Origin of the sequence: Polynucleobacter sp. AP-Kolm-20A-A1, from assembly GCF_018688315.1 — a bacterium.
Taxonomy (GTDB): domain Bacteria; phylum Pseudomonadota; class Gammaproteobacteria; order Burkholderiales; family Burkholderiaceae; genus Polynucleobacter.
This window is the reverse complement of the sequence record NZ_CP061315.1, coordinates 453,008-469,889: the sequence shown is the minus strand read 5'-3', so window position 1 is coordinate 469,889 and position 16,882 is coordinate 453,008. Positions and strand designations below refer to the sequence as shown.

The window sequence follows — 16,882 nt, the reverse complement described above, 5'->3', positions numbered from 1 at the left end:
GGTGCTCAATACGTTGATAACTCATCGAACTGATGCGCATCTTGCTTCAAGACCTGTTGAGCAATCAACAAAATTCCAGCAAAGAAGCTAAAACATACCAGCAGTGCAAACGCATGGTATTGATTTAACCCACCCTGATTAAGGACCTCGAGATAAGTCTCACTCTCGAATGCAAGATACGTCGACAAGGCAATTAAAGCAATGCCTATAATGACCTGGGCAATAGAAAATAGTGGGCTTGTTTTTTGTTTGTGAGTCATAGTCATAAATTGTTCACCTGCCATTAAGCCGGCAATCCCTTCTCATCAAAAACGCCTTCAAATAATGCGGAGCTTAAATAACGTTCTGCGGCATCTGGTAGAACTACCACAATAGTTTTTTCTGCGTATTCGGGTCTTTTGGCAAGACGTACCGCTACAGCAGCAGCGGCACCACAAGAAATTCCCACCAAAATACCCTCCTCCTTAGCAATTCGACGAGCAAATTCAATGGCCTCCTCATTGCTCACTAGCTCAACTTTATCCACTACAGATAAATCAAGGTTATCCGGAATAAAGCCAGCGCCAATCCCTTGAATCTTGTGGGGAGCCGGCTTGATCTCTTCACCATTAAGCTTCTGAGTAATCACAGGACTTGTCGTTGGTTCAACAGCAACCACTTCAATATTCTTTTTCTTAACATTCTTTATATAACGACCAACACCTGAGATTGTTCCGCCAGTTCCAACACCAGCAACGAACACATCAACCTTGCCGTCTGTATCTTCCCAAATTTCTGGGCCGGTAGTCTTTTCATGAATCGCAGGATTTGATGGATTGCTAAATTGCTGAAGTAATACATATTTAGAATCTGAGTCAGCAATTTCTTTCGCTTTAGCAACAGCGCCATTCATACCCTTAGGGCCTTCAGTCAAAACGATCTTGGCGCCCAAAGCAGTTAGCAACTTACGGCGCTCAATACTCATAGTTTCAGGCATAGTGAGGGTCAGCGGAATGCCGCGCGCCGCAGCCACAAAAGCCAAGGCAATTCCGGTATTGCCGCTCGTTGGCTCAACGATTTCTTTGCCGGGACCCAAGAGTCCCTTTTCTTGCGCATTGTTAATCATGGCAACACCAATGCGGCATTTGACTGAATATGCAGGATTACGTCCTTCAATCTTAGCCAGCACGGTAGCCTTCGCACCATCTGTTACACGATTTAAACGCACCAACGGTGTTGCACCGATTGTTTGCGAGTTATCCTGAAAATACGCCATATAAGCCCTTAATTTTGTTTAATCTAGATCTTATGATCAGTACTTATATTTGTAAAAGATGTACTTTTCATATCCTAAGTACTTTTAGGTATATAGCGAACCTAGCGAGCCGAAATCAAGTCTTTTTGTTAAATAGAGTGGCCAATAAGACCAAGAAAAGCACTGAAAACCAAAACAAAGACCACTCAGGCACCTGCAGGCCAAGAATAGCCGGAAGCCGGGCAGAACAAAGGCCATCAGCCCTAAACAGCCATGGAATACCTTGGGAAAGTTGAAATTGATTAATCCAAGTCTCCATGGGATCGATCCCGCAAGATATTTCTGGGTGAGACAAAAGCCATACTTGTCGACCAGCTACTGAAGCCCCATATCCCGCCGATAGCAGAGCTAGCGCATGGAAGAGTTTGCGCAATAGAGTAATCCCCGCCGCCAAAAAGCAAAAAATCGAGACGCCCAAATAGCCCACCCTTTGCAAAATACATAAAGGGCATGGTAAAAAGCTGACACCTTGGTAGCCAGTCTGCTGCAGGAGGACTGCAAAAATAACTAGTCCAAGACTAAATATAGATAGATATAGATAACGCGCTGAGCTCATTGATGGATCATAGCCTGTTGGCGAGTAAGTCAGCAAAGATTAACCTTATTACCAAAAATTTGATGTATATCACGACTTAATCCTATATATGTATAGATAGACTCCGATTTACGCCCCAAGGAATGGGATAATTAACCATTCCTGAAACTTAGTCTTCTACTTACACGCATTTATGGCCGCATATAACACCGAAACAGTTCTCACCGTTCATCACTGGAACGACACCTTATTTAGCTTTACTACCACCCGCAATAAGGGCCTGCGCTTTCGGAGCGGCCACTTCTTAATGATTGGTCTTGAGGTAGAAGGCAAACCACTAGTGCGCGCCTATAGCGTTGCAAGCCCTAATTATGAAGAGCATTTAGAATTTTTAAGTATTAAAGTTCAAGATGGTCCGCTGACATCGCGACTACAAAAAATTCAAGTCGGAGATCCAATTCTGGTAAGTGAAAAGTCTGTGGGCACCTTGGTATTGGATGACCTCAATCCAGGAAAACATCTATATTTATTTAGCACGGGTACTGGCTTAGCTCCATTCATGAGCATCATTCGCGATCCAGAAACATACGAAAAGTTCGAGAAGGTTGTTTTAATACATGGAGTACGCTTAGTTAGTGAACTTGCATATGGCGACTATATTAAGAATGAGCTCACTCAAGACGAGTACCTTGGTGAACTAATTCGCGAAAAACTTATCTACTACCCAACCGTAACTCGCGAAGCATTCAAACACACTGGCCGCCTGACCACTGCAATTGAATCCGGCCAACTCTTTAAAGATATTGGGTTGCCACCGCTTGATCCTGCCGTAGATCGTGCAATGATTTGCGGTAGTCCTTCTATGCTCAAAGAAACCTCTGAGATGCTAGACGCCAAGGGGTTCAAGGTTTCACCTAGTCTTGGCCAAATGGGTGACTATGTCTACGAACGAGCCTTCGTAGAGAAATAATCAAGCTTTCTTTTATATCTAAAAGTAATTTAGATATCGCAATATATTTCTTGTAGATATATTGCGATCTTGGTAAATTTATCTTAACAAGATATTTGCCAAGGAAATCAGATGTCCCCCATACGCGAGCACTACAACCCAATTATTACCAATCTGCTGAGAGAGCACGACCGACTTCCTCATGATCGAGTTGAGGAGCGTAAAAGCTTTCAGCGCCGCATTCTATTTTTGATGACCACAATTAAGATGGAAGAGTTTTCCAACTCTTTTGCTTAATACTGCATTGATAATATTCAACGCTCAATAGGTATGAAGCCATCTTTATTGGGCATTTTTACTAAAGGCAAGGTCTTTGCATCCATCACCGCATCCTTTGCAATGATCTTATTGAGATAAAGAATATAAGCGGTAGCTGCATACACTTGGTCGTCAGTTAAAGATTGTGGCGCTTGATGTGGCATCGCTCTCTTGATGTAGTCAAAGATAGTGGTTGAATAAGGCCAAAAACTTCCGACAGTCTTGACAGGCTTATCCGTATTCAGTGAGCCCCCGCCTACCAGGCGATTAGCAGGTCCGCCCTGCCCTTGATCTCCATGACAAGATGAGCACTGCTGCTGATATAACTTTTCTCCAACGATTGCCGTTCCTGAGCCAGGCGGAAGGCCTGCCCCACTTGGACCAACGTCAATATTCCATGCTCGAATTTGATTTTCAGAAATTGGCTTACCCAGGCCAACTGGACCGGTTACTCGATTACCGTTAGCGCAACCAAGAACAATGCCGATAGAGATCAAAGAAACGCCCAGCTTAATGAATTTCTTAGCGACCATTGGTAACCTCCCCATTGGCTGCAACGCGCCATGGTTGTATGGCGTTATTGTGGTAGAAAGTGTTGACACTCTTAGCCTTGATAACAGCATCCATCGTAGGCTGCATCTCACCGCTTGAATCAATTGCTCTACTCATCAATGTTGCTGGCGCACCATCCCACACCCAAGGAAAACGGAACCGCACTAGAGATTTATCCATCACCGGCTCTTGCAGCACTGCCTCTCCCCACGATTTTCCGCCATCAGTTGAAACTTCAACACGGCGTATTTTTCCATTTCCTGACCATGCAAAACCAGAGATCTCATAAAAACCTTTGGATTTAAGTTTCATCATCCCTGAAGGCTGAGTAATTACAGATTTAACCTCCATTGCAAAAGTAAATTGCAGCGCCTTACCATCTGACCGCAAATCGGTATAAGCAGAGGTCTCTTCGCGGGTTTGCCAAGGCTCGGTACCCAACTTAATTCTGCGCAGCCACTTAATACTCATATTGCCTTCATAGCCAGGCAAAAATAATCTCAAAGGATAGCCCTGCTCAGCGCGCAACATCTCACCATTTTGAGCGTAAACCAGCAAGGCATCATCCATCATCTTATTCATTGGAATGCTGCGAGTCATCGCTGCGCCATCAGCCCCCTCAGCCAAAGCCCACTTAGCCACAGATTGCACGCCACATTCTTGCAAAATTGTGGATAAACGCACACCCGTCCACTCACAGCAAGACACCAATCCATGAATTTGCTGAACAGTTTGATTGCTCGCCTTTTTAAGCTCGGCCGCACTATTACCAGAACACTCAAGAAAATAAATTCTGGATTCAGATGGAAAACGAACAATATCATCCATGGTAAAAATCATTGGACGATCAACCATTCCATGAATGACTAGCTTATGGAGATCAGGGTTAATATCTGGAACTCCTGCATGGTGGCGCTCAAAGACTAGACCGTTTGGAGTAATGATCCCATGCAAACTCTGCAGAGGAGTGCGTGATCCCGTTAGAAAGGTTGGCGCTGGCGAAGGAAGCAGTCGCACCACATTCTTTTCATATTTTGACGGCAAACCATAAGGTGGATTAACAAAGGTAGATCCTTGGGTTTTGGTCCAAGGGTCAACCTCTAAAAAACCACCCTCTTGAATTTGAGCGTTAACAGAAGAGGCGCTCATGACGCTGCCTACACTAGCGCCCGCAACAACAGATGATTTTAAGAATTGCCGGCGATTAGAAAATACATCTTTCTTAGACATAAATGCTTTGCCTCCGTTATACGAGCTGATTGGCTTATATTTTTTTAAAGCATACAGCTAATGCACAAAGAAATGCTAATTCTTTTCAATCTAGGATGCGTACAAAATAAATACGAGCCCAAAAATAGCAATGAATAGGGTTTCAACTACTAACATCAGCACCGGCTGCCAACCAAGTTTAGCCAACTCCTGGAAATTCGTTTTTAATCCTGCCGCCGCAATAGCAATCACCAGCATCCAGCGCGATAATCCACCAATTTGGTGAGTTATAGAGGTAGGCAAAATTTGCATGGAAGCCACAATAGAAAGCGCGACAAAGCCTAGTAGAAAAGTTGGGATCAATCGTAAGCTAGCCCATCCCAATTGATTGGTATTTTTTTGTGCACCAAAGAAAATGGAGATTACTAGCACCACGGGGAGCAGAAGGGCCACCCTAAATAACTTGACTACGGTAGCAACATCGCCCGCCTCTGGGCCAAACAGCATACCTGCTGCAACCACTTGAGCTACGTCATGGATGGTGGCGCCTATAAAAATTCCCGCTGAAAGAGATCCAATGTTCAGCATCTGCAATGCAAAAGGATAGGTCACCATTGCAATCGTCGACAGTACGGTGACACCCACTACAACTAGCAAAGTAAATTGCTCATTTTCTTTTGACTTTGGCAATACCGAGGCTACAGCAAGAGCGGCAGACGCGCCGCATATACCAACCGAACCACCTGCTATCAACCCAAAATCTGGAGATAACTTTAAAATCTTTGCCAACAAAAAGCCCAAGCAAACAGTTGAAGCAACCGCCATCATCACCATCAAACCAGTATTAAGACCAATTGCACCAATATCAGCAAAGGTGATTCGTATACCCAAAAACGCAACGCCCAGGCGAAGAATTGTCTTTGCGCAAAAGTCTATACCTGGTTTTACAGTCTCATTAAGATAAAGAAAATGGAGTGATAAACCCAATAACAAAGCATACAAAAGTTGGGGTCCGCCATAATTCTCAGAAAGAAAGCTGGTGGACATAGCAATCACCAAGCAAACTAATAGCCCAGGTAAATTGCGCTTGCTGGTGTTGTACATAAACGCTAGACCACTAATTCACTAAAGTATTCGTGATGCTCGGTGTTCAGGGTAGAAACGCGCCATTCTAGGGGCTCATCCTGAATTCCTAACGCAATCCTTCGGATAATCAAAACTGGTGAGTCCGCCTTCATACCAAGCCACTCGGCATGCTGCTTACTTACAAGCCCTGCTCTTAATCGTTCGCTACTACGAACAACAGTCTGACCATATTTCATTTGATACAACTGATAGATACTTCCCTCACGATTAATGTAATCAGCTCGCGTGAGTTTTTGAAAACGTTTTTTATCCAATGTAATCTGGTCGATCATGACGCATTTATCCTCAAGATAAAGGCAGTTAACCAGACGCCAAACAGCTGCACCTTCTTTAATTTGAAGCTTGTTTGCTTCCTCTTTGGTTGCAACAGCACTTGTTAAAGAGACGAGCTCAACCCTTGGGTTGGTCTTTTTATCAGCATCATGCTTTACAACGTGAAAAAAGTAATACAACAAACGCTTAAGATCATGCTCAGCAACATAGGTACCCCTGCCTTGGCGACGAACCACAATACCTTCAGCAACCAATTCATCCACCGCTTTACGCAGGGTTCCTATAGATACATCTAATTCTTTTGATAAATCCTTTTCAGCAGGCAACGCCTGCCCCATAGGATAGCGGCCCCTGACCAGATCTTCGGTGATCTTTTGCTTTACTTCTTGATAAGCGGTCAGGGACTTCATGCTTTAAAACTTACGCTGATTCGTATAAACGAGTTAATACGAATTCACGATGACCGAGAATCTCGGATGCAGTTAATTCACCATCGGCAGTACGCAATAGGCACTCCAATAACTTATTGCCAGCATCATCCATATTCTCTTCGCGACGCAAAAGACCTGACACATCAACGTCGATATGCTCACCCATTGTGCGAACTGTTTTTGGATTAGCGCAGATCTTAATCACAGGAAGAATTGCATTACCAATCACGTTACCCTGACCTGTTGGGAAGAAATGAGCAGCAAATCCAGCAGCAGCACATAAGGTCACCATCTCAGCAGCAGCTGAAGAGGAGTCCATAAAGTGCAAACCTGGGATTTTTGGCTCTTCGCCCTTATCCAAAACGCTATCAACGATACATTTCTTACCGATTTTCTGAATATTGCCCAAGGCTTTTTCTTCAATCGTAGTCAAACCACCAGCAATATTGCCTTTGGTTGGCTGTGAGTCAGATAAGTCGCTTGTTTTATGGCGCTCAATAACATCCTGATAGCGATCAAACATTTCGCGGAACTTTTTCTTCACCTCTGGAGTGCGGCAACGGGCTTCAACCAAATGCTCACCACCAGTTAACTCAGTGGTCTCGCCGAATACCAAGGTAGAGCCAATGCCGTAGAGCTTGTCAAATGCATCACCAACGGTTGGGTTAGCGCCGCAACCAGATGTTGTATCAGACTCACCACATTTAGTGGATACCCATAACTCAGATAATGGAGCTTTAACACGTTGCTGCTTGGATGCATGTTTCATCATCTTATAAGCAGCTTTACTAGCGGAAGCAATCGTAGCTGTATCTCCGTTACCCTCAATCCAGAAACCCTCTACAGGTTTACCAGAGGCTTTAATGCCATCAACCACAATTTTTGTCCACTGCGGCTCAATGCCGATTACCACTACAGCAGCAACGTTTGGGTTTGAGCCAGTACCAATTAAGGTACGGAAGTGCAGATCCAAGTCCGCACCGAACTGCAAACGACCGTAGGAATGAGGAATAGCCTGAGTTCCTTTGATATTGTTTGCTACAGCTTCACAAGCGGCATTAGATAGGTCATCCAAAGGCAGAATAAGCACGTGGTTACGAATACCCATGCGGCCGTTCTCACGGCGGTAACCCATAAAGGTTGCGTCTTTCAAATTAATCATTTTTTTCTTTCTCAATGAATGTGTAGATAAGGGCTTGGATTACCAGCGCTTAGTTTTAACGTTCTGAACGTGTAGATGCTCACCTTTTTTGATGGGAGCAACTACTTTGCCAATATCAACGCCATACTTCATCACGGTATCGCCTGGCTTAAATTCATTCAAAGAAATTTTGTGGCCAATTGGAATATCACTCTCAGACTTCATATTGAGGGTTAAATCTCCGTCCATTACCCAACCAATCAAATCGTCTCCAGCTTTTACACCTTCAACTACCACCACACCAACGCCATCTCCTGGCTCATGCACGACAAAATGGATCATTATCTTCTCCTCTTTAATCCTGTTTTTTTTGACTACTAACTCCACAACTGGCGGATGCCAGTCCGAATTTCTTCTACAACCACATCAGAAACGTTGACGCCTTCTTTAAAGCCTGATGCACGCTGTTTAAAACGTCTTTGCCCTGGAACTCGAGTTCCCGAATCGGATGCCAAGGTCTTCAAAAACTCTTGCATCTTGTTTGCAAATACTTGACTACCCGCTAAGCCTGGATCAATTGTTAATAAGAGCTGACCGATGCGCGGGCGATTACCCTTGGCATCAAAAAAAGAATCCGCCTCATAAGAGAACCGGCTTCCCGATAGGCCAACCACCAATAACTCAATAATCAAGGCAAGCAAAGCACCCTTATCACCGCCAAGCGGGACCATTAGGCCCTTAAGCCCTTCGTTTGGATCAGTAGTGGGTTTGCCCTCAGCAGTTAATGCCCACCCCTCTGGAATAGATTCACCTTTTTTAGCGGCAACCAGTAACTTGCCCCTAGCAACTGCTGAGAGCGACATATCAATAACTAATGGGTCGCGCTTAGCAACTGGAAATGCTGCAGCCAGTGGATTGGTACCAAATAGTGCTTTGCTACCTCCGACCATTGGCATTGCTGCAGGCGTATTACCAAACAGCAAAGAAATATATCCTGCACGTGCTGCTGCTTCAGCAAAATGCCCCGCCACTCCAAAATGATGACTGTTTGTAACAGCGACAAGACCTACGCCAGTCTTAGAGGCCAAGTTCACTGATAGATCAGTTGCAAATCGCAGCGCTGGAAATGCCAATCCATCACATGCATCAACCAATGCAGCAGATGTTTTAAAAGGCCGCACCTTAAATTTTGGCGATAACTCTATGCGGCCATTTTTGGCATGCCCAGCGTATTGAGAGACACGCGCCAATCCGTGCGAGGCCAACCCATCGAGCTCAGCTAATGCTAAAAATTGGGCAGTCTCATAAGCGGCTTTCTCTCCGATTCCGGCTGCCTGTAACCCAGATGAAGCTAACTCAACCATCTTTTGATAAGACAAGTTCACTTTATGCTCCTAAAAACCGATTAACTTCATCAGCAATCATTTGACTAACACGCTCATTACTTTCGTGGGTCACACCCGCTACGTGCGGAGTAAGAATAAGATTCTCAATTCCAGCAAAGTGGTTTAGGTCTTTGGCGGGCTCACTCTGAAAAACATCAATCGCCGCCCCACCCAGACGTCCCGAGCGCAAACGCTCTACAAGCGCAACCTCATCAACGATCCCGCCACGCGCAGTATTAACCAGGCATGCACCGGACTTCATTTGATCGAGAGTTGAAGCGTTAAATAAGTTCTTAGTTTCTGGCAAAAATGGAAGGTGCAAAGTAACCGCATCGCTTTTTGCAAGCAGATCATTCAATGGGAGCAAGGGAACAGAAAACCCATCAAGCTCGACAGAGTCGCCAGAGAGCATTGGGTCATAGGCAAGGCACTGCAAACCAAATGCATGAGCCTTTTTTGCTACCACTCTACCAATGCTTCCGAAACCAACGATTCCAATAGTCTTACCCAAAAATTCATGGTAACTAGAAAAACGTGGGCGAGGCCACTCGCCCTTCAAAGTTGAAATCGTCGCGGGAATGAATCCCCTTGTTAATGCAACGGCAGCGCCGACTACATACTCAGCAACAGACTCAGCATTTGCACCTGTTGCAGGAATCACTTTGATATTGCGCTTGGCGCATGCAGGCAATTCGATATTCTCTAGACCAACGCCAAGCCGGCCAACCACTTTCAAATGAGGCGCGCCAACCAAAATCTCCTCATTCACCTGAGTAAGGTTGCGAACAATTAGCCCCTCCATTTTTTGCAATGCAGCAATTAGAGCTGGGCGGTCTTTATATAGCTCTGGCTCATAAACCACTGCATGTTTAGAACGCAGGGTTTCCAGGGCTTGACTTGTAATGAACTCAGAGATCAAAATAGATGACATATCTAGATCATATAGATGATTTAGATATCTTGCAATACCCCAATTATTGTGCGGCGCAATTATGAATTAAATTGCATAAACAATGGCTGGAGGAGACACTAGCAACACATAAGCTTATAACTAATAAATAGAGATCGCAGGATTTTTTAGATGCAAATGCAGATAAGATATTTAGATCAATTTACCATCGGAGATAGTAAGCATGTTTAAGCAACATATCAGCAATCTAGGAAAGAAAATTCTACTGACTGTAGGTTCACTAGTACTACTAGCCTCACCCTTGGCGAATGCACAAAACTGGCCAACAAAACCTATCAAACTAATTATTCCATTTGCCGCTGGAGGCACTACCGACATTCTTGGGCGTTTATTAGCGCAGCAATTAACCAAAGACCTCGGTCAAAATGTCATCGTTGAAAATAAGCCCGGTGCTGGCGGCAATATCGCTGCGGAATATGTTGCACAGTCACCAGCTGATGGCTACATCATCATGCTCGCCTCTGGAAGCATGCTTACGGTCAACCCAAATCTCTATAAAAAGCTTCCTGTAAATTATGCCAAGGACTTTGTCTACATTACCAACGTAGCGAGTGGACCGATGCTCTTGTCAGTTAGCAATAAGATTCCCGTGAAGAATGTCGCTGAGTTTATTGCCTACGCCAAAACCAAAGATCTGAACTTTGGCTCAGCTGGTATTGGCAGCCAGGTTCATATGGCCGAGGAAAACTTTACCTATACAGCGGGCATTCCAGCTACGCACGTTCCTTATAAAGGTGAATCTGCAGCACTGAATGATCTAGTTGCTGGTCAGATTGACTTTATGGTGGGCAACCTTACAGCAGCGACAGGTTTTGCGAAGTCTGGTCAAATTAAACCATTGGCAGTCACCAGCTTGAAGCGCTCTAAACAATTACCTGACGTCCCTACTGTTGCTGAATCAGGCATTCCAGGATTCGAATCCACTGGCTGGTTTGGATTAGTTGCTCCAGCAAATACACCTAAAGTTATCACCGATAAAATTTATGCGGCCACTGTTAAAGCCGTGAATTCTGAAGCATTACGAACCAGCTTAGATTTAAATGGTCTAACAGCTGTGGTCAATAATCAGAAAGAATTTGAATCCCAAGTAAAGACTGAGTCTGTTCTTTGGGAGAAGGTAATTAAGGGTAGAAATATTAGCGCCCAGTAGAAATACCTTACTTAATGAAATGGGCGAAGATATCTTCGCCCATTTTTTTAAAGCTGACGAATCAACAGCATCGTTCCAGCAAAAATTAGAATTGATCCATAAGCCACCCTCATGGCGGCATTACTTAATTTAGTATGAACATGAGTGCCTAGCCAAATTCCTAAAAAGGTTGCTGGCATTAAACAAATTGCTAAGCCAACAACGGGCCAACTCAGAATCAAACCGGTAACTAACATCAAGGTCAGCCGCAAAAAAGTCAGCATAAATATTGCAAATGCCATAGTGGCACGCAATGCCCTGGGATCATTTATTCGCAGACCTAAGTAGGACACATAGATCGGCCCACCAGTAGCAAATAAGGCGGTAAAGGTGCCACCAAAAAATCCAAATGGCGCCGCCCACCATTTATTAATTGGCTCGTGCATTTCTGAATTTCTCTGCCAAAGGACGCGAGCGCCATTGAGTGCAGCAAAGCAGCCTAGAGTAATTAAAAGCGGTTCACTTGGCGCCTTCACCAAGAGATAAATGCCTAGAATCATGCCAATCAGGCTAAATGGAAATAGCCATTTGAGCTCTTTGAGGTTGGCGTCTTGAGAAGATTTTCTACCGACGTATAAAGAGGCGCAGATGTCAATAATGACCATCATTGGGACCACCGATTTCAGTGGATACATCTGGACCAGTAATGGTACAGAAATGATCGATGACCCAAATCCAGAGATACCAAAAATAAAATAAGCAACAAAAATAACTAACGTCGCCAATAAAAAATGAATGGGGTCTATCAGATCAAAAATAATTAGGCCTCAACCAAAATCGTTTCACCCGGCTTAATCATCGTAAATTGCACCGGGCGATTTTCTATCTTCAGCTCTTGATGCTTAAAGTTTACGGCTGTGTAAAAGGAATTCTCAAAAGATCCTGGTTCGGGAAAATCATCACGATAGTGGGCGCCTCTAGAGTTCTCCCTGGCAATGGCTGCTTCAGTGACAGCCTGGCTCACCAAAATCAGGTTTTGTAAATTCATCCAATCTTGCCAAGTATTGCTGTATTCCCGCTGTATATCGCCCACGCCCATTTGCTTTAGTTGGGCCGCCAACTGCTTTAAAGTTTGACGTGCACGCAATAAACAATCTTTTGTTCTCGAAATGCCAACGTCATCCCACATGCATTCGGCAAGTGCGTCGCGGATTGCTTCAATATCACCGGCTGCTTTTTTCAATGGCGCCTCATGCGCCTCAATGCTAGCTTCGACCTCATCCATATTACAGTCGCTTAACTTCTGAGAGGAAACCCAATGAGCCATTGCCTCCCCAGCAATACCACCAAATACTGTTGAATTAGCAACACCATTACCACCCAAGCGATTAGCGCCGTGGACTCCGCCCGTATCTTCGCCAGCGGCAAAGAGCCCCGGAAGGTCAGTGCTGCAGTCTTTCTTGAAGACGAGACCACCCATCATGTAATGCGCAGTTGGTACAACCTCTACCAAATCATTAGCAAGATCAAATCCACTATCAGCACAACGTTCAACCATGCCTTTAAATTGTTTACGCACATTATCTGGACCTAAATGACTCATTTGAATGTAAACACCGCCATTTGGCGTAGCACGCCCAGCACGAATTTCTGAGTTAATTGATCGGGAAACAATATCTCTGGTGGCGCGCTCATTACGTGGATCATAGTTGCCCATAAAACGCTCTTTATTGCCATTCAGCAAATATCCGCCCGCGCCTCGCAGACCTTCCTCTAGAACCGTACCTGTCATACGCGTGCCAGGGCCAGCCAATAAGCCAGTAGGATGAAATTGCACCATCTCCATGTCACGCAAAGTCAGGCCTGCACGTAATGCCATGGCCAAACCATCGCAACTCTTATCGCCGGACGGTGTGTGGTATTTGTACATTGTTGGGCCACCGCCAGTTGCCAGCAACACCGCCTTAGCGCGCACCAATACAAATGCACCTGTTTGCATATTGAGCATCAATACACCTGCAAGCGATTTACCATCCTTGCTATGAATCAACTCTATCGCGCGATGCTCTTCAAGACGATTAATCCCGCGAGACCACACTTGTTCGGCGAGACGATTAATAATCTCAATACCTGTTAAGTCACCTTTGTGAACTGTGCGGTCAAACGTTTGGCCAGCAAATGCTTTTTGATGAACAGTGCCATCGGGGTTGCGATCGAAAAAGCATCCGAGCTCATTTTCTAATTCATGGATACGCTCTACCGCCTTACTCACTAGCGTCCATGCTAGATCCTGATCAGATAGCCATTTGCCACCCTCAATCGTATCCATGAAATGGCGCTCGACAGAATCGCCTTCTGCCAAAGCTACGTTGTAACCTCCCTGCACCATTCGCGTACAGCCGCACTTACCTAACAAGCCTTTGACTGCTATCGTGATATTTAAGTCAGGATTAGCTTGATGTGCATGCAAGGCAGCAAAGAGGCCTGCACCCCCTGAGCCCAGAATCAAAATATCAGTATTTATTGTTGGAATCGCATTCATGAGGTAATCCCAAGGCTTTTTAGTACCGCTTCTTTTTTACTAGCAACATCGCTCTTCACTTCTTGATAGATACTCCCGCCATGACTATCCATTGCCACCAACAATGGGCCAAAATCTTTAATCTTGAAGCGCCATAAAGATTCTGGATTGAGATCATCCATATCCACATCTTCAATCTGTTCTATCCAGGTGGTCTCAAGCGCTGCAGTGCCGCCAATAATCGCTAGGTATACGCCACCCAACTCCTTAAAAGCCTCAGCAGATCCCTCACGCATACCACCCTTACCTACAATCATGCGCACACCGTTTTGAGTCATCAAAGGACGAGTGAATCTCTCCATGCGGTCTGAGGTAGTCGTGCCAATGCAAATAGGCTCATATCCTGCAGGGAACTCTTTGCTTACCGGAACCTTACGAACATTCGGAGCTGTATGAATGACTGCGTGACCATTCAAATCAAATCGCGTTTTACGATCATGGTCAAACATATGAATCTGAGTTGCATCACGAATGCCAAACAATGTATTTTGCAAAGTCACGGTATCGTTAATACGGAGCTTGCGGATATCTTCTTCGCTTACCGGTGTAGCAAGGTTGTAATGTGCCATCTGTCGCCTTCCTAGAATCCGTAAGTCACGCCGGTAGGCGTAAATGTTGCACGCGCTCTGCGAGCGGAGTGACACTGCATATTGACTGCAACCGGGTTCAAAGTAATGTGAGTGTGAGCCAGCTCAACTTGAACTGCAAAAGCAGTTCCATCGCCACCCAATCCTTGTGGGCCAATACCTAGTTGATTGACGGCGGCGCTAAGCTCTTTCTCTAACTTGGCCCCCTCTTCATCGCTGCATACACTTCCTAACTCACGGGTTGCAGCACGCTTTGCCATGGCTACACATTGATCTGACGTACCTCCGATGCCAACTCCAACAATGGTTGGCGGGCAAGTTTTGCCGCCAGCAGAGACAACGCTCTCAATCACAAATGCTTTAACACCTTTGATGCCATCTGCAGGTATTGCCATTTTTAAAAATGAATTGTTCTCAGAGCCACTTCCCTTTGGCACCATTTCAATCTCAACTGATTCTGACTCATCAAAAAAATCAATGTGGATGGCAGGCATATCGATTCCACAAGAGGTGTGATTATTTTTGCGAGTGATCGGATGGACCACCGAGGATCTAAGCGGATATTCCTTAGTTGCACGCTCGCATCCCTTACGAATAGCCGCCTTTAATTCCATGCCATCGAATTGGACATTTCTACCAATCTTAACGTTGTAGATCGGTAAGCCCGTATCTTGGCAAAGCAAATTATCTTCGCGTTCTGCCACTGCGATATTGGTAATCATGGTCTTTAATACCACCTGAGCTCGCGAGTCAGTTTCAGCGCTATCTAATTTATTAATGCCAGCCTTAATGTCATCAGGCAGAACTTTAAGGGCGCGAATGTAGAGCTCCTTACAAGCCTCTTCTACTAAATTCATTTGTAATTGCATATCAGCCTAATCAATTAGCAAAATATAAAAATAAAAGTCCGCAAGCTATAGCGAACAAGATGGAAGTCTGAATCCAGCCCTTGCGCAATCCCTTCCATGGGCCAAACTCAATCATTAACAAGCGGATCCCCCCAGCCAAATGCACTGCCAACAAGATCACTAAGGCCCACTCTCCGAACTTGAAGACCCAAAAATCAGTTAAGGCCAGGGATCTCTCAAAACCTTGTGCACCTCGCAATGATTGAGACAGCATCAGAAAGTGCAATGGAATAAAGCATGCCAATAACAAACCGGATATTCGATGACACGCATATGCAAAATAAGACAGGTGGCTTTTAGCGCGGTAATCCAATTTTGGTCTGGAGCTCATATCTGACCGCCTGTAAAAACACCAATGACAGCAGTAGTGCCAAAAACCAAAATCAGAAGAGCCAGAATCCAAGACAGGGGTCTTGCTAGACCACTCTTAGGAAAAGTCTCTTGCAAAATATTAACAACGCCGATTGGCGCATGCACAAAACAGGCTATGACAAACACTTCATAAAAGATGGCAAATAGCACGTTGCCTTGGGTCCTACCCAAAATCTCTTGTGCACTTAAACCACCTCTAATTGCATAAAAGATAATCAACAAATGAATGGCCACACAAAGGCCGAGAACCATGGCACTAATTCTTTGTGCATACCAGAGCTTGGCTTGCAATACACCGGGACTCATAACTTGCCCCACTTGCTTCCGCGCACCGCAGCCTTTGCAACCAACTTCTTCAAACCTGCAATACTTGCGGTCGGCTCGATAGCCTTAGGGCAACGCTCAGTACAGGAGCCTTGCGTATGACAGGCATGGCAACCAGCATCACCGGCAACTGCACGCATACGCTCTAATTGCTGAATATCCCTCACATCATTCGTTAACGTCCAGGCACGATTTAGAGCGGCAGGCCCAAGATAGTTTGGTCTAGACTCTACAACCTCACAAGAAGCATAACAAACGCCACAACCAATACACTCGATGCCTGCGTTCGCCAACTGACGCTCTTCAGAATTTGGTTCAACCTTAGCAAAATCATCATGGCGGGTTTGATTGCCTTTAAAGAACCCAACGGCACCTTTCCACTTATTAAAAAACTCTCGCATGTCTGTTGCGAGGTCTTTAATAATGGGCAAGTTGTTCAAGGGGGCAATCTCTAATGAATCACCCTGAAGAATTTGAGATACATGAGTACGACAAGTCCAGCGAGCAACTCCATTGACAGTCATTGCGCATGATCCGCACATGCCAACTCGACACGCAAAGCGATAACTTAAAGTGGGGTCGAGTTTTCTTTGGATATAGGTCACCACATCCAAAACTGTTTGATTTGGATTGCGTGGCACCAAGTACTCAACAAACTCCCCTTCTTGAGAGCCGCGCCATACCCTTACTTTGAGATCAGTATTTGACATATCCCCATTATATTGATGGATAGTAAAAAATAAATCGAATTAAATTTTCATTGAGATAAAGTTTTTAT

21 protein-coding genes are annotated in these 16,882 nt (G+C 44.9%); 3 read left to right on the top strand and 18 right to left on the bottom strand.

All coding sequences use genetic code 11. From position 1 onward, the window contains the following. Positions 1-5: 5 nt before the first annotated feature. The 3 genes from C2745_RS02550 to C2745_RS02540 form a co-directional block, all read right to left on the bottom strand. Entirely contained in the window at positions 6-260 is a 255-nt protein-coding gene (locus C2745_RS02550) for a hypothetical protein (protein ID WP_215384826.1), read from the bottom strand. 23 nt (positions 261-283) lie between these two features. Continuing rightward, entirely contained in the window at positions 284-1,255 is a 972-nt protein-coding gene (gene cysK, locus C2745_RS02545; protein ID WP_215384824.1) for a cysteine synthase A, read from the bottom strand. Positions 1,256-1,370: 115 nt separating this feature from the next. Then, positions 1,371-1,850 carry a disulfide bond formation protein B gene (locus C2745_RS02540; RefSeq protein ID WP_215384822.1) on the bottom strand — a complete coding sequence of 160 codons (480 nt, stop codon included), beginning with the start codon at positions 1,848-1,850 and terminating at the stop codon, positions 1,371-1,373. A gap of 172 nt (positions 1,851-2,022) precedes the next feature. On the opposite strand from C2745_RS02540, the gene C2745_RS02535 reads away from it, so the two are divergent. Both C2745_RS02535 and C2745_RS02530 read left to right on the top strand, forming a co-directional pair. Beyond that, positions 2,023-2,799, top strand: a complete 777-nt coding sequence (locus tag C2745_RS02535) for a ferredoxin--NADP reductase (RefSeq protein ID WP_215384821.1) — start codon at positions 2,023-2,025, stop codon at positions 2,797-2,799. Positions 2,800-2,910: 111 nt separating this feature from the next. Further along, the gene (locus C2745_RS02530; RefSeq protein ID WP_215385684.1) at positions 2,911-3,075 is read left to right on the top strand and encodes a hypothetical protein; all 165 of its coding nucleotides are present in this window, start codon (positions 2,911-2,913) and stop codon (positions 3,073-3,075) included. A 17-nt stretch (positions 3,076-3,092) separates the two neighbouring features. On the opposite strand, the gene C2745_RS02525 is transcribed toward C2745_RS02530, so the two are convergent. The 8 genes from C2745_RS02525 to C2745_RS02490 form a co-directional block, all read right to left on the bottom strand. Next, complete coding sequence (locus C2745_RS02525) at positions 3,093-3,629, bottom strand: c-type cytochrome (RefSeq protein ID WP_215384819.1); 537 nt, start codon at positions 3,627-3,629, stop codon at positions 3,093-3,095. Then, positions 3,619-4,878, bottom strand: coding sequence for a sulfite dehydrogenase (gene soxC, locus C2745_RS02520; protein WP_215384817.1), 1,260 nt, complete (start codon positions 4,876-4,878; stop codon positions 3,619-3,621). Before soxC ends, C2745_RS02525 begins: the two co-directional genes overlap by 11 nt. 90 nt (positions 4,879-4,968) lie before the next feature. After that, complete coding sequence (locus C2745_RS02515) at positions 4,969-5,961, bottom strand: YeiH family protein (RefSeq protein ID WP_215384815.1); 993 nt, start codon at positions 5,959-5,961, stop codon at positions 4,969-4,971. Positions 5,962-5,966: 5 nt separating this feature from the next. Beyond that, the gene (locus C2745_RS02510) at positions 5,967-6,686 is read right to left on the bottom strand and encodes a GntR family transcriptional regulator (protein WP_215384813.1); all 720 of its coding nucleotides are present in this window, start codon (positions 6,684-6,686) and stop codon (positions 5,967-5,969) included. 10 nt (positions 6,687-6,696) lie between these two features. Further along, positions 6,697-7,869 carry a UxaA family hydrolase gene (locus C2745_RS02505; protein ID WP_305848890.1) on the bottom strand — a complete coding sequence of 391 codons (1,173 nt, stop codon included), beginning with the start codon at positions 7,867-7,869 and terminating at the stop codon, positions 6,697-6,699. 39 nt (positions 7,870-7,908) lie between these two features. Beyond that, positions 7,909-8,190, bottom strand: a complete 282-nt coding sequence (locus tag C2745_RS02500) for a flagellar biosynthesis protein FlgA (protein WP_215367250.1) — start codon at positions 8,188-8,190, stop codon at positions 7,909-7,911. A 35-nt stretch (positions 8,191-8,225) separates the two neighbouring features. After that, positions 8,226-9,233: an Ldh family oxidoreductase gene (locus tag C2745_RS02495; protein WP_251368356.1), complete on the bottom strand. Its 1,008-nt coding sequence runs from the start codon at positions 9,231-9,233 to the stop codon at positions 8,226-8,228. 1 nt (position 9,234) lies between these two features. Beyond that, positions 9,235-10,164, bottom strand: coding sequence for a hydroxyacid dehydrogenase (locus C2745_RS02490; protein WP_215384812.1), 930 nt, complete (start codon positions 10,162-10,164; stop codon positions 9,235-9,237). A gap of 202 nt (positions 10,165-10,366) precedes the next feature. Here C2745_RS02490 and C2745_RS02485 point away from each other — a divergent pair, with 202 nt between their 5' ends. Further along, positions 10,367-11,353 carry a tripartite tricarboxylate transporter substrate binding protein gene (locus C2745_RS02485; protein WP_215384810.1) on the top strand — a complete coding sequence of 329 codons (987 nt, stop codon included), beginning with the start codon at positions 10,367-10,369 and terminating at the stop codon, positions 11,351-11,353. A gap of 47 nt (positions 11,354-11,400) precedes the next feature. Here the strand turns inward: C2745_RS02485 and C2745_RS02480 are convergent, their stop codons facing one another. From C2745_RS02480 to C2745_RS02450, 7 genes are read right to left on the bottom strand one after another with little or no spacing between them, the layout of a single operon-like run. Further along, on the bottom strand, positions 11,401-12,117 hold the full coding sequence (locus C2745_RS02480; protein WP_215384808.1) for a sulfite exporter TauE/SafE family protein: 717 nt from the start codon (positions 12,115-12,117) through the stop codon (positions 11,401-11,403). 35 nt (positions 12,118-12,152) lie between these two features. After that, positions 12,153-13,874, bottom strand: coding sequence for an L-aspartate oxidase (locus tag C2745_RS02475; RefSeq protein WP_215384806.1), 1,722 nt, complete (start codon positions 13,872-13,874; stop codon positions 12,153-12,155). Continuing rightward, the gene (locus tag C2745_RS02470; RefSeq protein WP_215384804.1) at positions 13,871-14,482 is read right to left on the bottom strand and encodes a fumarate hydratase C-terminal domain-containing protein; all 612 of its coding nucleotides are present in this window, start codon (positions 14,480-14,482) and stop codon (positions 13,871-13,873) included. The genes C2745_RS02475 and C2745_RS02470 overlap by 4 nt, the downstream gene beginning before the upstream one ends. 11 nt (positions 14,483-14,493) lie before the next feature. Further along, a complete protein-coding gene (locus C2745_RS02465) occupies positions 14,494-15,369 on the bottom strand; it encodes a fumarate hydratase (protein ID WP_215384802.1) in 876 nt (291 codons plus the stop codon). A gap of 10 nt (positions 15,370-15,379) precedes the next feature. Beyond that, positions 15,380-15,739, bottom strand: coding sequence for a succinate dehydrogenase, cytochrome b556 subunit (gene sdhC, locus C2745_RS02460; RefSeq protein WP_215384800.1), 360 nt, complete (start codon positions 15,737-15,739; stop codon positions 15,380-15,382). Further along, on the bottom strand, positions 15,736-16,086 hold the full coding sequence (locus tag C2745_RS02455) for a succinate dehydrogenase (protein ID WP_215384799.1): 351 nt from the start codon (positions 16,084-16,086) through the stop codon (positions 15,736-15,738). Before C2745_RS02455 ends, sdhC begins: the two co-directional genes overlap by 4 nt. Continuing rightward, positions 16,083-16,814: a succinate dehydrogenase/fumarate reductase iron-sulfur subunit gene (locus C2745_RS02450; RefSeq protein ID WP_215384797.1), complete on the bottom strand. Its 732-nt coding sequence runs from the start codon at positions 16,812-16,814 to the stop codon at positions 16,083-16,085. Before C2745_RS02450 ends, C2745_RS02455 begins: the two co-directional genes overlap by 4 nt. Between the last annotated feature and the right edge of the window lie 68 nt (positions 16,815-16,882).

What these genes read in the sequence shown, in the direction of transcription:
- C2745_RS02550 (WP_215384826.1), bottom strand. Translation starts at nt 260, where the DNA reads ATGACTCACAAACAAAAAACAAGCCCACTATTTTCTATTGCCCAGGTC.
- cysK (WP_215384824.1), bottom strand. Translation starts at nt 1,255, where the DNA reads ATGGCGTATTTTCAGGATAACTCGCAAACAATCGGTGCAACACCGTTG.
- C2745_RS02540 (WP_215384822.1), bottom strand. Translation starts at nt 1,850, where the DNA reads ATGAGCTCAGCGCGTTATCTATATCTATCTATATTTAGTCTTGGACTA.
- C2745_RS02535 (WP_215384821.1), top strand. Translation starts at nt 2,023, where the DNA reads ATGGCCGCATATAACACCGAAACAGTTCTCACCGTTCATCACTGGAAC.
- C2745_RS02530 (WP_215385684.1), top strand. Translation starts at nt 2,911, where the DNA reads ATGTCCCCCATACGCGAGCACTACAACCCAATTATTACCAATCTGCTG.
- C2745_RS02525 (WP_215384819.1), bottom strand. Translation starts at nt 3,629, where the DNA reads ATGGTCGCTAAGAAATTCATTAAGCTGGGCGTTTCTTTGATCTCTATC.
- soxC (WP_215384817.1), bottom strand. Translation starts at nt 4,878, where the DNA reads ATGTCTAAGAAAGATGTATTTTCTAATCGCCGGCAATTCTTAAAATCA.
- C2745_RS02515 (WP_215384815.1), bottom strand. Translation starts at nt 5,961, where the DNA reads ATGTACAACACCAGCAAGCGCAATTTACCTGGGCTATTAGTTTGCTTG.
- C2745_RS02510 (WP_215384813.1), bottom strand. Translation starts at nt 6,686, where the DNA reads ATGAAGTCCCTGACCGCTTATCAAGAAGTAAAGCAAAAGATCACCGAA.
- C2745_RS02505 (WP_305848890.1), bottom strand. Translation starts at nt 7,869, where the DNA reads ATGATTAATTTGAAAGACGCAACCTTTATGGGTTACCGCCGTGAGAAC.
- C2745_RS02500 (WP_215367250.1), bottom strand. Translation starts at nt 8,190, where the DNA reads ATGATCCATTTTGTCGTGCATGAGCCAGGAGATGGCGTTGGTGTGGTG.
- C2745_RS02490 (WP_215384812.1), bottom strand. Translation starts at nt 10,164, where the DNA reads ATGTCATCTATTTTGATCTCTGAGTTCATTACAAGTCAAGCCCTGGAA.
- C2745_RS02485 (WP_215384810.1), top strand. Translation starts at nt 10,367, where the DNA reads ATGTTTAAGCAACATATCAGCAATCTAGGAAAGAAAATTCTACTGACT.
- C2745_RS02475 (WP_215384806.1), bottom strand. Translation starts at nt 13,874, where the DNA reads ATGAATGCGATTCCAACAATAAATACTGATATTTTGATTCTGGGCTCA.
- C2745_RS02470 (WP_215384804.1), bottom strand. Translation starts at nt 14,482, where the DNA reads ATGGCACATTACAACCTTGCTACACCGGTAAGCGAAGAAGATATCCGC.
- C2745_RS02465 (WP_215384802.1), bottom strand. Translation starts at nt 15,369, where the DNA reads ATGCAATTACAAATGAATTTAGTAGAAGAGGCTTGTAAGGAGCTCTAC.
- sdhC (WP_215384800.1), bottom strand. Translation starts at nt 15,739, where the DNA reads ATGAGCTCCAGACCAAAATTGGATTACCGCGCTAAAAGCCACCTGTCT.
- C2745_RS02455 (WP_215384799.1), bottom strand. Translation starts at nt 16,086, where the DNA reads ATGAGTCCCGGTGTATTGCAAGCCAAGCTCTGGTATGCACAAAGAATT.
- C2745_RS02450 (WP_215384797.1), bottom strand. Translation starts at nt 16,814, where the DNA reads ATGTCAAATACTGATCTCAAAGTAAGGGTATGGCGCGGCTCTCAAGAA.